Here is a 16,038-nt window from a genome sequence, read left to right on the forward strand (position 1 = left end):
GGGTCAGTGCTCTCGGGTCAGCGCTCGATGTGGGCGAAGACCCGTTCCCAGCCGTCCAGCACGTGGTCGAGGCGGAACGCCTCGGCCCGTGCGCGGGCGTCGGCGCCCAACCGGCGCCGCTCCTCCTCGTCGGCCACCAGCCGCCCGAGCTGCGCCGCGAACGCCGCCACGTCCCCAGGCGGCACCAGCACAGGGCCGGCCGAGCGCACGCCGCCCGACACGTCGAACGCCACCGCGGGCACCCCGTGCGCCGCCGACTCCAGCAGGACGATCGGCAGCCCTTCATGCTCGCTGGTCAGCCCCAGGATCGAGGCGTCGAGGTACTCGGCGGGCATGCGCTCGGCCGGCACCACCCCTCGGAACACCACGCGGTCCCCGACCCCCTCGCGCTCGGCGTGCGCGCGCAGCCGTTCCAGCTCGCCGCCGTCACCGATGAGGTGCAGCTCCCACGGCGGCGGCGCCTGCGACTTCGCGAACGCGCTGATCAGCCGGTCGAACCGCTTGACCCCCTCCAGCCGGCCCACCCCCAGCACCCTGGGCGTGTCCAGCCGGGACATCTCCTCAGGCCAGCGGGCCAGCGGGTTCGGCAGCGCGCCCGCGTTGGGCAGCAGCGCGTGCTCGGAGAAGCGCCGCGCGTCGTCGTCGCTGAGGAAGAGCGCCTGGTCAAGCGGCGGGTAGTGGCGGCGGATCGAGGCCAGGTGCCAGCAGCCGCGGGCGTGGCCGTACGAGCCGTGATACTGGCCGATCGGCCGGAAACCGGGCGGCAGCAGTCCCGACACGCGGGCCACCACGGACGGCGAGGTCAGCACCGCGTACCCGGGCGGGATCTCGCGCAGCAGCCCCTTCAGCCGCCGGTCGGCCAGCCTGCGGGCGAGCGGCCCGTCGGCCGGCCGCGGGCTGATCAGGTGCCGGTGGTAGCGCGGCTCGTCCACGTAGCGGAACGGGCGTCCTGTGCGGTGCAGGCCGATCACGTGCACCTCGTGGCCGCGCTCGGCGAGACCCTGGGCCAGGGTGTGGGTGACCTGCTGGATCCCGCCGAGCGTGTCGGCGTCCAGGCAGGTGAACACGACGCTCACCGGGCCTCCTCGAAGAAGTCGGCGACGATCCTGGCCGCCGCGTCGCCCCGCTCGTCCGCGCACCACATCCGGCGGAAGGCGGCGTAGCGCTCGGCGTACGACTCGTGCACGGCGGGCAGCCTGCGCAGCACCTCGGCCAGGTCCCCGGTGGTCGTCACGCACGGCCCTGGCGCGATGGACGGCAGGTCGTGGTAGACGCCGCGCTCGGACAGGCGGTAGTCGTCCCAGTCGTCGATGTAGAACACCATCGGCTTGCCGGTCAGCGCGTAGTCGCACATGACGGAGGAGTAGTCCGTCAGCAGCGCGTCCGAGGCCAGCATGAGGTCGTTGATCTCGGGATAGGAGCTCGCGGGGCGGACGAAGTGCCGCAGGTGCTCGGGCGGCTGGTAGCGCTCGACCGGATGCGTACGCAGCAGCACCACCCATTCGTCGGCCAGCTCCTCGGCCAGCAGCTCCAGGTCCACCCGTACCGAGCGGCCGCTGCCCTTGGCCTGGTCGCGGTAGGTGGGGGCGTACAGCAGGACGCGACGGCCCGGCGGCACCTCCAGCCGGCGCAGCACCTCCAAGGCGCCGCCGTCCTGCGTGGAGCCCCTGACGAGGGCGTCGCAGCGGGGCGTGCCGCAGCGGTACACCTTGCCCGCGTAGCCGTTCGACGGCAGGAACACGCGGGAGAACTCCGCGCTCGGGGACACCAGCGCGTCCCACCGCGCCACCGCGGCCCGCCACCTGGCGCGCGGCCCGTCGAAGTCGCCGCGCAGGTCGGGCGCGTCGAAGCCGATCGACTTGATGCCCTGGCCGTGCCAGGTCTGCAGGTAGCGGGTGCCGCGCGGCTTGGGGTAGTCGAGCGGGAAGCCGTGACTGTCCACCCAGATCCCGGCCCGCGCCATCGTGTAGACGTAGCGCCAGCTGCCCCTGCGGACGAGCTTGGCGTCGGCGGGGAAGTTGCCGCGCCCCCTGGCGACCGACCAGACCGCGTCGATGGGCAGCCGCCGCCTGCGCACCTCCTCGTAGATGGCGCGCGGGCTGCCGCTGTAGCCCTTGCCGACGTCCGACTCGAACAGCGCCAGGTTCCTGCGCGGCGGCAGCACCCTGACCAGCAGCCTGTACGCCAGCAACTTGTTGCGCGGCGTGCTGATCCGCTTGAGCACCTGCCGCTTGACCCGCCGCAGCACAGCCCGGGTGACCGAGTCGGGCCGCACACACAGGTAGGCCGCGTACCCCTCGACGCCGAGCGTGCAGCCCGGCAGCTCGATCGGCTCGGTCCTGGGGTCGGCGATGAGCCGGTCGGTCGTGGTGAGCCCGTCGGACAGCCGGGTGAACCCGATGCGCGGCTCGCACCGGCCGGTGGGCGTGAACTCGACGTGCGTGACGTACGCGCCCTGCGCCGACGGCTGCGGGTCGATCGGCACGCGGACCCGGCCGAGCTGCAGGAACGCCATCCACTCGGGCGGCAGCGCGCCGAACGGGTCGTAGCTGCGCACGGTCATCCGCACCCGCCGCCCGTCGGAGGACAGATCGGTCACCTCGTGCCGCAGCCGGGAGGCGGTGAAGGGCAGCTCGGCCAGCCGCAGCCGGGTGATGTCCATGCCGGGTGACGGCGTGCTGCCCCAGTAGGTCCTGCCGCCGAGCTGCACCGCCGCCCTGGGCGCGGCGCGCGGGCCGGTGAGCGAGCCGGCCGCCACCCGCAGGTCCTCGACGCGGTCGTCCATGATGAGCTGCGCGCAGACCCGGTCCAGCGGGTCCAGCCGGTCGAACACCTCCCCGGAGATCTCCTCCAGGTACGGCCGCACCACCGAGGCGAACTCCTTGACCCACACCAGGTCCCTGGCCGGCAGCGGGTTGAGGTAGACCCGCAGGTCCTGGCGCAGGAACCGGTACTGCCGGTGCGGCACCAGGTCGGCGGCCCCGTGCTCGCGCAGGATGTCGTCGCTCAGCCGGGCCGCGATCACCCGCTGGCGCACGTTCTCCAGGTCCTCGATGCTGAGGGAGATGGAGTCGTTCGCGGTCGAGCGGTGCCAGTGGTAGACGACCCAGGGCACGACGGCGAACCTGCGGGTGACCGCGTAGAGCTCGGTGGCGAAGACGTGGTCCTCGTAGTGGATGTCCTCGGGGAAGCGCAGCATGTTCTCGCGCAGCAGCCGCACGTCGTAGAGCTTGTTGGTGCTGAAGCTGTCGAGGAACAGCTCGGGCTCCTGCCTGATGCCCTCGACCACGCGCCGCCGGGCGAACAACGACGGGTAGTAGGGGCGCAGCCGGCCGTTCGACTCGTACAGCCGGGAGATCTGGCCCGCGACGAACTCGGCCCCCGTCCGCTCGATCTCGGCGAGCAGGCTCTTGCACGCGTGCCGCGGCAGCTCGTCGTCGCTGTCGAGGAACATCACGTACGGGGAGCGCGCGGCGTCGATGCCGTCGTTGCGCGGGGCGCCGCAGCCGCCGCTGTTGGCCTGCCTGCGCAGGTAGCGGACCCGGGGGTCGCTCGCGGCCAGGCGCCTGGCGACCTCGGGGGTGCCGTCGGTGCTCGCGTCGTCGGCGATGATCACTTCGAGGTCGCGCAGCGACTGGCCGAGCACCGAACGTACGGCTTTGGGCAGGCGGGCCGCGTCGTTGTAGGTGATCACGACCACGGTGCAGTCCGGCATCGCGCATCCCCCCGTGAGACATCCCGGCGGGATTGGGCTTCCCCCGCCCAGAGGGAAGTGACCGGACTTGATGGACTATTTGCCCAAAATCAGCGCGTCAGGCGACGAATCACCCAAATGATGACAAGGAGTGCGGCGAGCCCGCCCACGATCGGCGCCACCCGCTTCAGCAGCGGCTGCCCGGCGATCTCCAGCAGGTCGAGCGCCTCCTCGTCGGGCGTCCGCGACGAGCGCAGCGAGCCCACCTGCCGCTCCTGCACGGGCTCGGGCTCCGGCACCGCGCTCAGATGCCGCTCCTCCTCCTGCTGCTCCTGCTCCTGCTCGGCGGGCGTCACCATGGGCTCCGACAGCAGCTCCGCCAGGTTGCCGGCGAACTTCTCGATGAGCTTGCCGCCGACCTCCGCCATCACGCCCCGCCCGAACTGCGCGGGCCGGCCCGTGACGTTGAACGAGGTCTCGACGGTGACCAGCGTGGAGTCGTCGCGCGGCCGCATGCGGGCCTTGACCGTGGCCGAGGCCGTGCCCGAGCCCCTGGCCTCCTTGCCCGACGCTCGGATGGTGAGCGAGTAGGAGTCTTTGTCCACGTCCTCGAACCTGGCGGAACCCCGGTAGGTGACCGTGATGGGCCCGACCTTGACCTTCATCCTGCCGGTGAACTCGTCACCCTCGAAGACGTCCAAGGTCGCCCCCGGCAGGCACGGCGCGACCCGCTCGACGTCGAGCAGCACGGCCCAGGCCTGCTCGATCGGGACGGGAACAGTGAACTCGTGCTCGAACCGCATCGCCATCGATCCGCTCCTTCCGCCGATGCCTGTGACACTACGTCGCGAAGGGGACGCCCCGGAAGAGGGACGCCCCCGTCACGTCGTCAGGGCGCTCCGGCCGCGGCACGGACCGCCCGATAGGTCAGCACCCTGGCCAGATGCCGCCGGTAGTCCGGCTGGGCGTGCAGATCCGACGGGGGTGAGGTGCCGTCCGCCGCCTCGTCGCACGCCTGGCGTACCTGGTCGCCCAGCTCCACGCCGGTCAGGGCGGCCTCCGTCGCGCCGGCCCGCAGCGGGGTCGCGCCCATGTTCGTCAGCCCGATCCTGGCCTCGGCGATCGAGCCGTTCGAGCGCTTGACCGCGGCCGCCACGCCGACGATCGCCCACGCCTGCGCGGTGCGGTGGAACTTCTCGTAGTGGAAGCCCCAGCCCTCGCCCAGCTTCGGGATCTTCACGCCGGCCAGGATCTCGCCCTGCGCCAGCGCCGGCTCCCAGTAGTCCACGAAGAACTCCGACGCCGGGATCTCCCGCTCGCCCTGCGCCGAGACCGCCACGAACACGCCGTCCAGCGCCAGCACCACGGCCGGCAGGTCACCCGCCGGGTCCGCGTGCGCCAGCGAGCCGCCGAACGTGCCCCGGTGCCTGATCGCCGGATCCGCCACGTGCGCCGTCGCCAGCGCCACCAGCGGGCAGCCCGCCGTCACCACCGGGGAGCGCATGACCTCGTCGTGCGTGGTCAGCGCGCCGATGAAGACGTGGTCGCCCCGGTCGTGCACGCCCTTGAGCTCCTCCAGCCGGCCCACGTCCACCAGCGCGGACGGGTACGCCAGCCGTAGCCGCAGCAGCGGCAGCAGCGACTGCCCGCCCGCGAGGACCTTGGCGTCCTCGTCGCCGGCCAGCACCTCGCACGCCTCGGCGACCGAGCCGGGACGCACGTACTCGAACTGCGCGGGGATCATGGCCGCTCTCCTTCCTGCGCCCGCTCCTGGAGGGCCCGCCAGACCCGCTCCGGCGTGCACGGCATGCGCACGTCGTCGATCCCGTACGGCCGCAGCGCGTCCACGACCGCGTTCACCACGGCCGGGGTCGAGGCGATCGTGCCCGCCTCGCCCACGCCCTTCGCGCCCAGCGGGTTGCTGGTCGCCGGCGACTCCGTCCTGTCGAGCGTGACATCCGGCAGGTCGGCCGCCGACGGCAGCAGGTAGTCGGCCATGGTCGTGGTCAGCAGGTTGCCCTCGGCGTCGTACACGGCCTCCTCGAACAGCGCCTGGGCGATGCCCTGCGCGATGCCGCCGTGCAGCTGGCCCTCCACGATCAGCGGGTTGATCACCTTGCCGATGTCGTCCACCGCCACGTACGAGCGGATCTTCGTCCGGCCCGTCTCGGTGTCCACCTCCACCGCGCACAGGTGGGTGCCGTGCGGGAAGGAGTAGGTCTCCGGGTCGAACGTGGCCACGGAGTCCAGCCGCGCCTCCACCCCGTCGGGCAGGTTGTGCGCGGTGAACGCGGCGAAGGCCAGCTCCTGGATCGTCCTGCCCGAGTCGGTGCCGCGCACCTTGAACGTCCCCGCCTCGAACTCCAGGTCGTCGGGCGAGCACTCCAGCAGATGCGCCGCCAGCACGCGCGCCTTGTCCTTGACCTTCTCGCACGCCTTCAGCACCGCGATCCCGCCGACGACCAGCGAGCGCGAGCCGTAGGTGTCCATGCCCTTGTGCGCGATCGCCGTGTCGCCGTGCAGCACCGTGATGTCCTCGAACGGCACGCCCAGCGCGTCGGCCACGATCTGGCTCCACGACGTCACGTGGCCCTGCCCGTGCGGCGTGCTGCCGGTGACGACCTCGACCTTGCCCGTGGGCAGCATGCGCACCTCGCCGTGCTCCCAGCCGCCCGCCCCGAAGCGGCCCTCGCCGAGCAGCCGCGACGGCGCCAGCCCGCACATCTCCGTGTACGTGCTCACCCCGATCCCGAGCTGCACCGGGTCGCCCCTGTCACGCCGGTCGGCCTGTTCGGCGCGCAGCTTGTCGTAGCCGAACAACGACAGCGCCCGCTCGGTCGCCGCCTCGTAGTTGCCCGAGTCGTACGTCAGCCCCGAGATCGTGGTGTACGGGAACTCCTCGTGCCTGATCCAGTTGCGCCTGCGCACCTCCAGCGGGTCCATGTTCAGCTCGGCGGCCAGCTCGTCCATCATCCGCTCGATGCCGAACGTGGCCTCGGGCCGGCCAGCGCCCCGGTAGGCGTCCGTGGGCATCTTCGTGGTGAACACGCCCGTGCAGCCGAACTCGTACGCGTCCATCTTGTAGATCGCGTTGAACATCGACGCGCCGAGCAGCGGGATGCCCGGCGTCAGCAGCAGCAGGTACGCGCCCATGTCGGCGATCAGCTCCACCCGCAGGCCGCGGATGCGCCCGTCGGCGTCGGCCGCGAGGCGCAGGTGCTGGATCTGGTCGCGGCCGTGATGCACGGTCAGGTTGCCCTCGGAACGCGACTCCGTCCACTTGACCGGCCGGCCGATCCGCCGCGCCAGCAGCAGGCAGAGCACCTCTTCCGCGGTGACCTGCAGCTTCGAGCCGAACCCGCCGCCCACGTCGGGCGCGACCACCCGGATCTTGTGCTCGGGGATGCCGGTCGTCACCGCGAGCATGACCCGCAGCACGTGCGGGATCTGCGAGGACGTCCACAGCGTGTAGGACTCGCCGTCGGTGTCGGCCAGCACCGCCCGCGGCTCCATCGCGCTCGGGATGAGCCGCTGCTGGGTGAACGTCCGCTCGACCACGACCGGCGCGTCCCTGAACGCCGCCTCGATGTCACCCGAGGTGATCTGCATGCTGTACGCCTTGTTGCCCGCCTCGTGCACCTTCGGGCTGTCCGGCGCCAGCGCCTCGTTCATGTCGAGCACCGCGGGCAGCGGCTCGTAGTCGACCTCGATCGCGTCCAGCGCGTCCGCCGCCCGGTACCGGTCGGTCGCGATCACGCAGGCCACGGCCTCGCCGACGTACCTGACCTCCGTCACCGCCATCGGCGGATGGTCGGGGATGACGACGTCCTCGGTCACCGGCCACGCGCACGGCAGGCTGCCCTGCTCCGCCGCCAGATCCTGGCCGCTGAAGGCCGCCACCACCCCCGGCAGGTCGCGGGCCCCTGAGACGTCGACCCGCGTGATACGCGCGTGCGCCATCGGGCTGCGCAGGAACATCACGTGCAGCATCCCGGGCCTGGAGAGGTTGTCCGTCCACTGCGTGCGCCCCGTCAGCAGCCTGGTGTCCTCCTTCCGCCTGCGCGGCCGGCCGACCTCCTGGACGGTCATGACGTGCTCACCGCCTGCCCCATCTCCTGGGCGCCCCTGCGGACGGCCCGCACGATGTTGCAGTATCCGGTGCAGCGGCAGAGGTTGCCCTCCAGCCCCTGCCTGATCGTCTCCTCCGACGGCTCAGGGTCGTCCCTGAGCAGGTCGATCGCGGCCATGACCATGCCGGGCGTGCAGTAGCCGCACTGCAGGGCGTGCTCTTCGTGGAAGGCCCGCTGCATCGGATGCATCGAGCCGTTCGCGCCGCTCGTGCCGAGACCCTCGATCGTGACGACGTCGCAGCCGTCGGCCTGCACGGCCAGCACCGAACAGCTCTTGACGCTCTTGCCGTCGAGCATGACCGTGCACGCGCCGCAGTTGCTCGTGTCGCAACCTATGGGGGTGCCGGTCTTGCCCAGCCGCTCTCGTAGCAGGTGAACGAGGAGAAGCCGCGGCTCGACGTCCTCCTCGTACTTGACCCCGTCGACAGTGACGGTGATTCGGGGCATACGTCCTCCCTCAGGAGCAGGGGGAAAAGCGGACACTCCGAACCTACGCCGGTGTTTTTCCCGGTCAAGGGTCACTTACCGCGGAACACCCTGGCGATGATCGCCACCAGCCCCGCGAAGGCCAGCCCCAGCACCAGCACGCCTATCAGGACCAGCGGATCCGTGATCGCGCGGGTCACCGTCAAGATTCCCAGAACGATGAACAGGACACCGCTCAGCAGGGCCATCCAGTCGGTCCTGTGCAGCCGGCGCGGCCGCTCCTCGAGATCACGCCGCATGACGCACCGTCATGTCGCCCAGGCCGCCCTTGAGGTTGAGCACGATCGTCGACAGCTTGCCCTCCGGCTTGACCTCGGGCTCCAGCACGCGGTTGATCCGCAGGTCCACGCCGCCGCGCAGGGACTGGCCGATCATGATGTCGCCCACCTTGTTCGTCGCGTGCACCTCGACCCTGACCGTCGGTGGCACGATCACCTCCAGCTCGCCCGCCTGCACCGCCGCGTTGAACGTCACCTTCGTCCCCGGTGGCAGCACCAGCTCCGACAGGTCCAGCCGGCCGTCGCCCAGGCCCACGTCGTACAGTCTGCCCGCCTCCGCCACGCTCGTCGGCGCCCAATCCGATGGGCCGATGCTCTTCGGCACGCCGCCCAGCATCAAACCCACCCCTATGATCAGCGCCACCGTCGTGCCCCCCGCGACCAGGCCGGCGCCCCGGCCCCACCAGGCGGCCACGAGCAGGCCCGCGCCGAGCGTGATGAGCATGGCGCCGCCGACGATGGTGGGGCTCACTCCGGCGGCCGACCTGGCTTGGACGGCCACGACGATCCCTCCAATGATGATGGCCAGCAGGACAGTGATCGCGCCGATGTACGACTTCGGCTGCGGCCGGCGCTGCGGCCGCCGCGGATGCGTCGGCATCGGGGGGCGGCCGTAGAACGCCGGGTCGTACGGGGAGTAGCCGGCCCGCCTGGCCGGATCCAGCGGCCGGTACGGGCCGTGCGGCGCGAACGGCTCCCCTTGGCTGTGGTCGATCGAGGTCGGCGGGTCAGGACGGTAGTCGCGAGGCCGCTTCGGCACGGGATGCTCGGCCGTCACCGCCTCCGGCGAGACGGGCCCTTCGAACTGCTCGCGCCACCGCAGCCGCTCCTCCCAATCCCTGGCCCCCGCCGCTCCCGCGCCGGACGTGCCTGCGCCGGCCGCTCCTGGGCCGGCCGCTCCCGCGCCGGACGTTTCCGCGTCGGGGACCCCCGCGCTCGCCCCCGGAGCGTCGGCGGTCGCGCCCGGCGCGCTCGCGTGCGAGGCCGGGTGCTGGGTGGTGGCTGGTTCGCCCGAAGGCGGAAGAGGCGCGCTCGACTGCCCCTGGCGGTGGCGCCTGGCTTGGTAGGCGGCATCGCGCACGCCTGCCGCCGCCTGACGCAACCCCTCGATGTTCCAGGCCGGCTTGTCGCCGACCCGCCGGGTCGCCTCGTCGCCGCCCTCCGCGACCGCCTCCTCGACGGGCACCCCCTCCTGCCGCAGAGCCGCCTCGCGCTCCTGCGGCGCGCCCGTCCCGCCGGGCACTTCCGCCTCATCGGGCGCTGCCTCATCGGGCGCTCCCGCACCTTGAGACGCCGTAGCCCTCTGAGCTGCTGCGGTATCCGACGTTCCCGGCCCCTGAGACGCTGCGGCCACATCGGGCGCTGCCGCCTCATGAGGCAGCTCGTCCCTGAGTGCCCCGAGCGCGCTCGTCTCGGGCGACGCGTTCTCCGGCAGGGGGCCGACGGGGGTGTCGGTGGGGGCCGAGGGCGGGGAGGGGCGGCGGACCGCGGTGGTCGGGGGTGCGGCGTCCGTGGCGGGACCGGCCGGGGCCGAGTCGAAGGCCGCCCAGTCGGGTGAGCGGCGGCGGCTCAGACGTTCGGGCATCGAGCGGGCCAGACCCACCAGATCGACCCCGTTCGTGTGGGCCGCCAGCAGGGACACCGCCAGGAACACGCCGACCACGAGCGAGCCGGTGTCCAGCCACACGGTGGCCACGTTGATCGCCAGGCCGAACGCCAGCACCGCCGTCAGCAGCGCCAGCACGGTCTCGGCGTCGAAGTCGCGCCGCGTCCACTGCTCGATGATGCCGGGCCGCCCGTTCGGCTCCTTCATCAGCAGGAACGCCGCGAGATAGAGGAAGAGCCCGATGCCGGACCCGAGCAGCAGCACCGCGAAGGCGACGCGGAACACCACCGGGTCGACGCCGGTGTGCCGCCCGAGCCCCGCGCACACTCCCATAAGGAAGCGTCCCTCGCCGCTGCGTCGCAGCTGGGAGGGGGGAGCAGCCGGTTGCCTTGGCGGTGCTTCTGTCATGCGTACCATCGTGACCCACGCGCGCTACGCCCGCATCCGGGAGACCCCTGACAGGACCCGGGGGTTGTTCCCTGATGCCCATGTGGCCCGGGACGTGTGACCATGGCCATGTTATGGCTGACCAGAAGACACTCGCCGAGCAGAGCGGCGACAAGCCCTTTCGCCGGATGCAGCGCCCCATGGAGGGACGCCTGCTCGGTGGTGTCGCCCAGGGGCTGGCGACCCAGCTGAAGCTCGACCCGGTCGTGATCAGGCTGATGTTCGTGCTGCTCACCGCCGTGGGCTGGGCGGGCGCGCCGGCGTACGCGGTGCTGTGGATGGTGACGCCGCGCGAGCCGCACGAGGGGCAGGTGCCGCCACGCGACTGGAGCCAGCTGGCCGCGTTCACCGCGATCGGGGTGGCGGTGCTGGCGTTCGGCTTGCTGACGGGGGCCTCGCAGGGCGGCATCGGCCTGCTGCCGTTCGCGGTGGGCGGGATCGGCGCGCTGATCCTGTGGCAGCAGGCCGACCCGGAGCGGCGCCGGAGCTGGATGAGCGGCGCGGCGCTGAGCATCAGGAAGAACCGCGTCCGTACGCTGCTCGGCATCGCGCTGGTGGTGACCGGCGCGGTCGGCTTCCTGTACTCGCAGGGCGAGCTGGCCCAGGCCAGGCCGGGCCTGATGTTCACCATCGTGGTCGTGGGCGGCCTGGCGGTGATCGCCGCCCCCTGGCTGGCGGGCCTGTGGAAGGAGCTCCAGCTGGAGCGCCGCGAGCGCATCAGGCAGGAGGAGCGCGCCGAGGTGGCGGCCATGGTGCACGACTCGGTGCTGCACACGCTGACGCTCATCCAGCGGGTGGCGCACGACCCGCGCGAGGTGTCGCGGCTGGCCCGCTCGCAGGAGCGCGAGCTGCGCAACTGGCTCTACCAGCCGGCGCAGGACGCCGACGCGACGGTGGCGGCGGCCGTGCGCAGGATCGCCGCCGAGGAGGAGGACGCGCACGGCGTGCCCATCGAGGTGGTCTGTGTGAGCGACATCGACCTCGACGCGGCGGGCAAGCTCGCGGCCATGCTCAAGGCGTCCCGCCAGGCGATGGTCAACGCGGCGAAATACTCTGAGAGTCCGTCCATTTCGGTGTACGCGGAGGTCGAGGGTGAAGAAGTCACGATTTTCGTGAAGGATCGGGGCAAGGGGTTCGACCTCGACGCGATCCCGCTCGACCGGATGGGCATCAGGGAGTCCATCATCGGCAGAATGGAGCGGCACGGCGGCACGGCCCGCGTACGCACCGCGCCGGGTGAGGGCACGGAAGTGATGTTGACGATGAAGGTGGAGAAGGCATGACGCGCGTACTGATCGTCGATGACCATCGGTTGTTCCGATCGGGCGTGCGCGCCGAGCTGGGCGACTCGATCGAGGTGGTCGGCGAGGCCGAGGACGTCGAGACGGCGGTCAAGGCGATCGCCGCGCATCAGCCCGACGTGGTCCTGCTCGACGTTCACATGCCGGGCGGCGGCGGCCAGGAGGTGCTGCGGCGGGTGCTGGGCTCGGGGTCGCAGGTGCGGTTCCTGGCGCTGTCGGTGTCCGACGCGGCCGAGGACGTCATCGGGGTGATCAGGGGCGGGGCTCGCGGCTACGTCACCAAGAACATCAGCGGCAAGGAGCTGACCGACGCCATCAACCGGGTGGCCGAGGGCGACGCGGTGTTCTCGCCGCGGCTCGCCGGGTTCGTGCTGGACGCGTTCGCCTCCTCCGAGGCGCCGTCCATCGACCCCGAGCTCGACTCGCTCACGCAGCGCGAGCGCGAGGTGCTGCGGCTGATCGCGCGCGGTTACGCGTACAAGGAGATCGCGAAGGAGCTGTTCATCTCGGTCAAGACCGTCGAGACGCACGTGTCGTCGGTGCTGCGCAAGCTCCAGTTGTCGAACCGGCACGAGCTGTCGCGCTGGGCGACCGCCCGCAGGCTGGTCTGAGCCCTTCCTTCTGAACGCCGCTTCTGACCAGCGGTTTGTTCAAATTTGGATCGTTACAGGATAGTAATCACCATTTCGCACACGAATCGACCGTCCCGGTTGTCTCACAAGGAGGTAGTCGAAAGCACTTAGTCCAGGAGTAACCCCTTTGATGCGCGTCACCCGGATGCTTCCGGCACTGGTCGCGCTCACCGCCGCGTCGGCCTGCGCGGCACAGAGCGCCCCCGTACCCCGAGCCCAGACCCCCGTCGTCGTCGCCCAGGCGGCCGTCACGACCGCCCCGACCCCGACACCGAGCCCCACCACCACCGGTACGGCTCGCAAGAAGGTCACGCTGGGCATCGCCGACATCACCCCGATGGGGGAGAAGACCGAGAAGGTCGGCGTCGGATTCCCGATCATCGTCACCTTCGACCGTGACGTGAAGAACAAGGCCGAGGTCGAGGCGCTGCTCGAGGTGAAGCCCGACAAGCCGGTCGACGGGGCCTGGCGCTGGGTGTCGAAGCGCAAGGTGATCTACCGGACGAAGACGTACTGGCAGCCGAACCAGAAGGTGCTCTTCACCGCGCGGCTGTCGGAGCTGCCCGGCAACACCGGCGCCAAGAACGTCTCGCGCAGGTTCGCGGTCGGCGCGAAGCACATCTCCGTCGTGAACACCCGCAAGCACGTCATGAAGGTGTACCGCAACGGCAAGCTGGCCAAGAAGATCCCGATCAGCGCGGGCAAAGGCGGCCTCGTCCGCAACGGCGTGGACGTCTACCTCACCACCAGCGGAACCCACCTCACCATGGGCAAGAAGGCCGTGGAGACCATGACGTCGTCCTGGATGGGCGTCACGGACCCCAAGGACCCGCGCTACTACAAGGAGGAGATCCCGTGGGCGGTGCGGATCTCCGACAGTGGTGAGTACGTCCACCAGAGCGCCGGCTACTACCACTTCCTCGGCCGCTCCAACCAGAGCCACGGCTGCGTGCGGGCCACCCCGGCGGGCGCCAAGTGGTTCTACACGATCGCCCAGCGCGGCGACGTCGTGAAGATCACCGGGACCAAGCGCAAACTCCAGTGGAACAACGGCTGGAGCTACTGGCAGCTCAACTGGACCCAGTGGAAGAAGGGCAGCGCCCTGAAGAGCTGACGGACTCGACCCGCTTCGACGACACCGCAGGGCCGCACCCCACGCCAGGGGGAGCGGCCCTGCGCCGTCTAGAGCTTCTCCAGCGGCGCGTACGACAGCAGCAGCGTCTTCTCCCCGCCACTGCCGAAGTCGATCTTCACCTTGGTCTTCTCCGCGACCCCGTCGACGGACACGACGGTGCCGAGCCCGAAGCTGTCGTGCGAGACCCGGTCACCGGGCGCCAGCGACGGCACCGTCCGCCCGCCACCGCCGCTCCCACCGCCGCTCCTGGCCGGGGCGGGGCGTGCGGCGGGCTCGCGCCGCGTGGCCGCGCTCCAGGCCGACTTCTCCGGGTCGGTACGCCAGTCGATGAGCTTGCCCGGCACCTCGTTCACGAACCGGGACGCGGGGTTGAACGACGGCGCGCCCCACGAGCTGCGCACGGCCGCCCTGGTGAGGTAGAGCCGCTGCTGGGCCCTGGTGATGCCGACGTAGGCCAGCCGCCGCTCCTCCTCCAGCTCCTTCGGCTCGCCCAGCGACCGCACGTGGGGGAACACGCCGTCCTCCATCGCCGTCAGGAACACAACGGGGAACTCCAGCCCCTTGGCGGTGTGCAGGGTCATCAGCGTCACCACGCCCTGCCCGCCGTCGGAGTCGGGGATCTGGTCGGCGTCGGCCACCAGCGACACCTGCTCAAGGAACTCGACCAGCGTGCCTTCCGGGTTGGCCTCCTCGAACTCCGAGGCCACCGAGATCAGCTCGTTGAGGTTCTCCAGGCGGGACTCGTCCTGCGGGTCCTCCGACGCCTCGAGCTCGGCGCGGTAGCCGGTGGCGACCAGCACCTCCTCGGCCAGCGCCGACGGCGGCACCCCCTCGGCCTTGCCGATCAGCTCCTCGATCATCGCGACGAACTCGCGTACGGCGTTGAGCGAGCGCGTCGCCATGCCGTGGGCCTCGTCGGCGCGGCGCAGCGCGTCCCAGAACGAGATGCGCTCGCGCGACGACAGCGCCTCGATCATCGCCTCGGCCCGGTCGCCGATGCCGCGCTTGGGTACGTTGAGGATGCGCCGCAGCGACACCACGTCGTTGGGGTTGGCCAGCACCCGCAGGTAGGCCAGCAGGTCCTTGACCTCCTTGCGCTCGTAGAAGCGCACGCCCCCGACCACCTTGTAGGGCAGCCCGGTGCGGATGAAGATCTCCTCGAACACCCGGGAGGCCGCGTTGGTGCGGTAGAACACCGCCACCTCACCCGGCTTGACCCCCTCCTCGTCGCTGAGCCGATCGACCTCCTGGGCCACGAACATGGCCTCGTCGTGCTCGTTGTCGGCGACGTAGCCCACGATCTTGGGGCCGTCGCCCTGGTCGGACCAGAGGTTCTTCGGCTTGCGCGACTCGTTGCGGGAGATGACCGCGTTGGCGGCGGCCAGAATGTTCTGGGTCGAGCGGTAGTTCTGCTCCAGCAGGATCGTGCGGGCGTCGGGATAGTCGCGCTCGAACTCCAGAATGTTGCGGATCGTCGCGCCGCGGAAGGCGTAGATCGACTGGTCGGCGTCGCCCACCACGCACAGCTCCGACATGTCGGACCCCGAGCGCACCAGCTCGCCGTCGTCGGTGCGCAGCTCGGGATGGCCCACCAGCTCCCTGATCAGGATGTATTGGGCGTGGTTGGTGTCCTGGTATTCGTCGACCAGCACGTGCCTGAACCGCATCCGGTAGTGCTCGGCGACGTCGGGGAAGAGCTGGAACAACGTCACCGTGTTCATGATGATGTCGTCGAAGTCCATCGCGCCGGCCTCGGTCAGCTTGAGCTGATAGGCCTTGTACGCCTGCGCGAGCGTCTTCTCCAGGTGTGAGCCCGCCCGGTCGATCGCGCTCTCGTAGTCGACCAGCTCGTTCTTGAAGTTGCTCACCTGCGCGGAGAACGAGCGCGGCGGATAGCGCTTGGGGTCGAGATCCATCTCCCTGCACACCATGGCCATCAGCCGCTGGGAGTCGGCCTGGTCGTAGATGGAGAAACTGGACGGGAACCCCAGCCGCTTGGCCTCACGCCGCAGGATCCGCATGCAGGCGCTGTGGAACGTCATCACCCACATCGCCCGCGAGCGCGGCCCGACCAGCTTGTCGATGCGCTCCTTCATCTCCTTGGCGGCCTTGTTGGTGAAGGTGATGGCGAGGATCTCGCCGGGATGCACCTCGCGCTCGGCCAGCAGGTAGGCGATGCGGTGCGTGAGCACCCGCGTCTTCCCCGAGCCCGCCCCGGCCACGATGAGCAGGGGACTGCCATGATGGATCACGGCCTCGCGCTGCTGCGGATTGAGGCCATCGAGCAAGGGGTGGTCAACAGAGACTTGGGTCGGCACCCACCCAGGGT

Annotated in this window: 12 protein-coding genes; 3 read left to right on the forward strand and 9 right to left on the reverse strand. The window is 70.8% G+C overall.

Annotated elements, in window-relative coordinates:
• Window positions 1–17: 17 nt before the first annotated feature.
• The 8 genes from AB0K28_RS03905 to AB0K28_RS03940 all read right to left on the reverse strand — a co-directional run bounded on the left by AB0K28_RS03905 (window position 18) and on the right by AB0K28_RS03940 (window position 10,611).
• The gene (locus tag AB0K28_RS03905) at window positions 18–1,076 is read right to left on the reverse strand and encodes a glycosyltransferase (RefSeq protein ID WP_364364743.1); all 1,059 of its coding nucleotides are present in this window, start codon (window positions 1,074–1,076) and stop codon (window positions 18–20) included.
• A complete protein-coding gene (locus tag AB0K28_RS03910) occupies window positions 1,073–3,715 on the reverse strand; it encodes a CDP-glycerol glycerophosphotransferase family protein (RefSeq protein ID WP_364364746.1) in 2,643 nt (880 codons plus the stop codon). Before AB0K28_RS03910 ends, AB0K28_RS03905 begins: the two co-directional genes overlap by 4 nt.
• Before the next feature lie 89 nt (window positions 3,716–3,804).
• Window positions 3,805–4,503, reverse strand: a complete 699-nt coding sequence (locus tag AB0K28_RS03915; protein WP_364364749.1) for an SRPBCC family protein — start codon at window positions 4,501–4,503, stop codon at window positions 3,805–3,807.
• 80 nt (window positions 4,504–4,583) lie between these two features.
• A complete protein-coding gene (locus tag AB0K28_RS03920) occupies window positions 4,584–5,438 on the reverse strand; it encodes a xanthine dehydrogenase family protein subunit M (RefSeq protein ID WP_345395924.1) in 855 nt (284 codons plus the stop codon).
• Window positions 5,435–7,783, reverse strand: coding sequence for a xanthine dehydrogenase family protein molybdopterin-binding subunit (locus tag AB0K28_RS03925; protein ID WP_364364752.1), 2,349 nt, complete (start codon window positions 7,781–7,783; stop codon window positions 5,435–5,437). Before AB0K28_RS03925 ends, AB0K28_RS03920 begins: the two co-directional genes overlap by 4 nt.
• Window positions 7,780–8,271 (reverse strand): (2Fe-2S)-binding protein, encoded by a 492-nt coding sequence (locus AB0K28_RS03930; RefSeq protein WP_364364755.1) that lies wholly within the window; start codon window positions 8,269–8,271, stop codon window positions 7,780–7,782. The genes AB0K28_RS03925 and AB0K28_RS03930 overlap by 4 nt, the downstream gene beginning before the upstream one ends.
• A gap of 71 nt (window positions 8,272–8,342) precedes the next feature.
• On the reverse strand, window positions 8,343–8,549 hold the full coding sequence (locus tag AB0K28_RS03935) for a hypothetical protein (protein WP_345395930.1): 207 nt from the start codon (window positions 8,547–8,549) through the stop codon (window positions 8,343–8,345).
• Complete coding sequence (locus AB0K28_RS03940) at window positions 8,539–10,611, reverse strand: PspC domain-containing protein (protein ID WP_364364758.1); 2,073 nt, start codon at window positions 10,609–10,611, stop codon at window positions 8,539–8,541. Before AB0K28_RS03940 ends, AB0K28_RS03935 begins: the two co-directional genes overlap by 11 nt.
• Before the next feature lie 104 nt (window positions 10,612–10,715).
• On the opposite strand from AB0K28_RS03940, the gene AB0K28_RS03945 reads away from it, so the two are divergent.
• From AB0K28_RS03945 to AB0K28_RS03955, 3 genes are all read left to right on the forward strand, one after another.
• Complete coding sequence (locus AB0K28_RS03945) at window positions 10,716–11,924, forward strand: PspC domain-containing protein (protein ID WP_345395939.1); 1,209 nt, start codon at window positions 10,716–10,718, stop codon at window positions 11,922–11,924.
• Window positions 11,921–12,553 carry a response regulator transcription factor gene (locus tag AB0K28_RS03950; protein WP_237106330.1) on the forward strand — a complete coding sequence of 211 codons (633 nt, stop codon included), beginning with the start codon at window positions 11,921–11,923 and terminating at the stop codon, window positions 12,551–12,553. The genes AB0K28_RS03945 and AB0K28_RS03950 overlap by 4 nt, the downstream gene beginning before the upstream one ends.
• A 151-nt stretch (window positions 12,554–12,704) precedes the next feature.
• Window positions 12,705–13,688, forward strand: coding sequence for a L,D-transpeptidase (locus AB0K28_RS03955; protein ID WP_364364763.1), 984 nt, complete (start codon window positions 12,705–12,707; stop codon window positions 13,686–13,688).
• 68 nt (window positions 13,689–13,756) lie between these two features.
• Here the strand turns inward: AB0K28_RS03955 and pcrA are convergent, their stop codons facing one another.
• Window positions 13,757–15,997, reverse strand: coding sequence for a DNA helicase PcrA (pcrA, locus tag AB0K28_RS03960; protein WP_364365853.1), 2,241 nt, complete (start codon window positions 15,995–15,997; stop codon window positions 13,757–13,759).
• Window positions 15,998–16,038 lie beyond the last annotated feature (41 nt).

This window comes from Nonomuraea sp. NPDC049504 (genome assembly GCF_040676845.1).
GTDB lineage: Bacteria > Actinomycetota > Actinomycetes > Streptosporangiales > Streptosporangiaceae > Nonomuraea > Nonomuraea salmonea.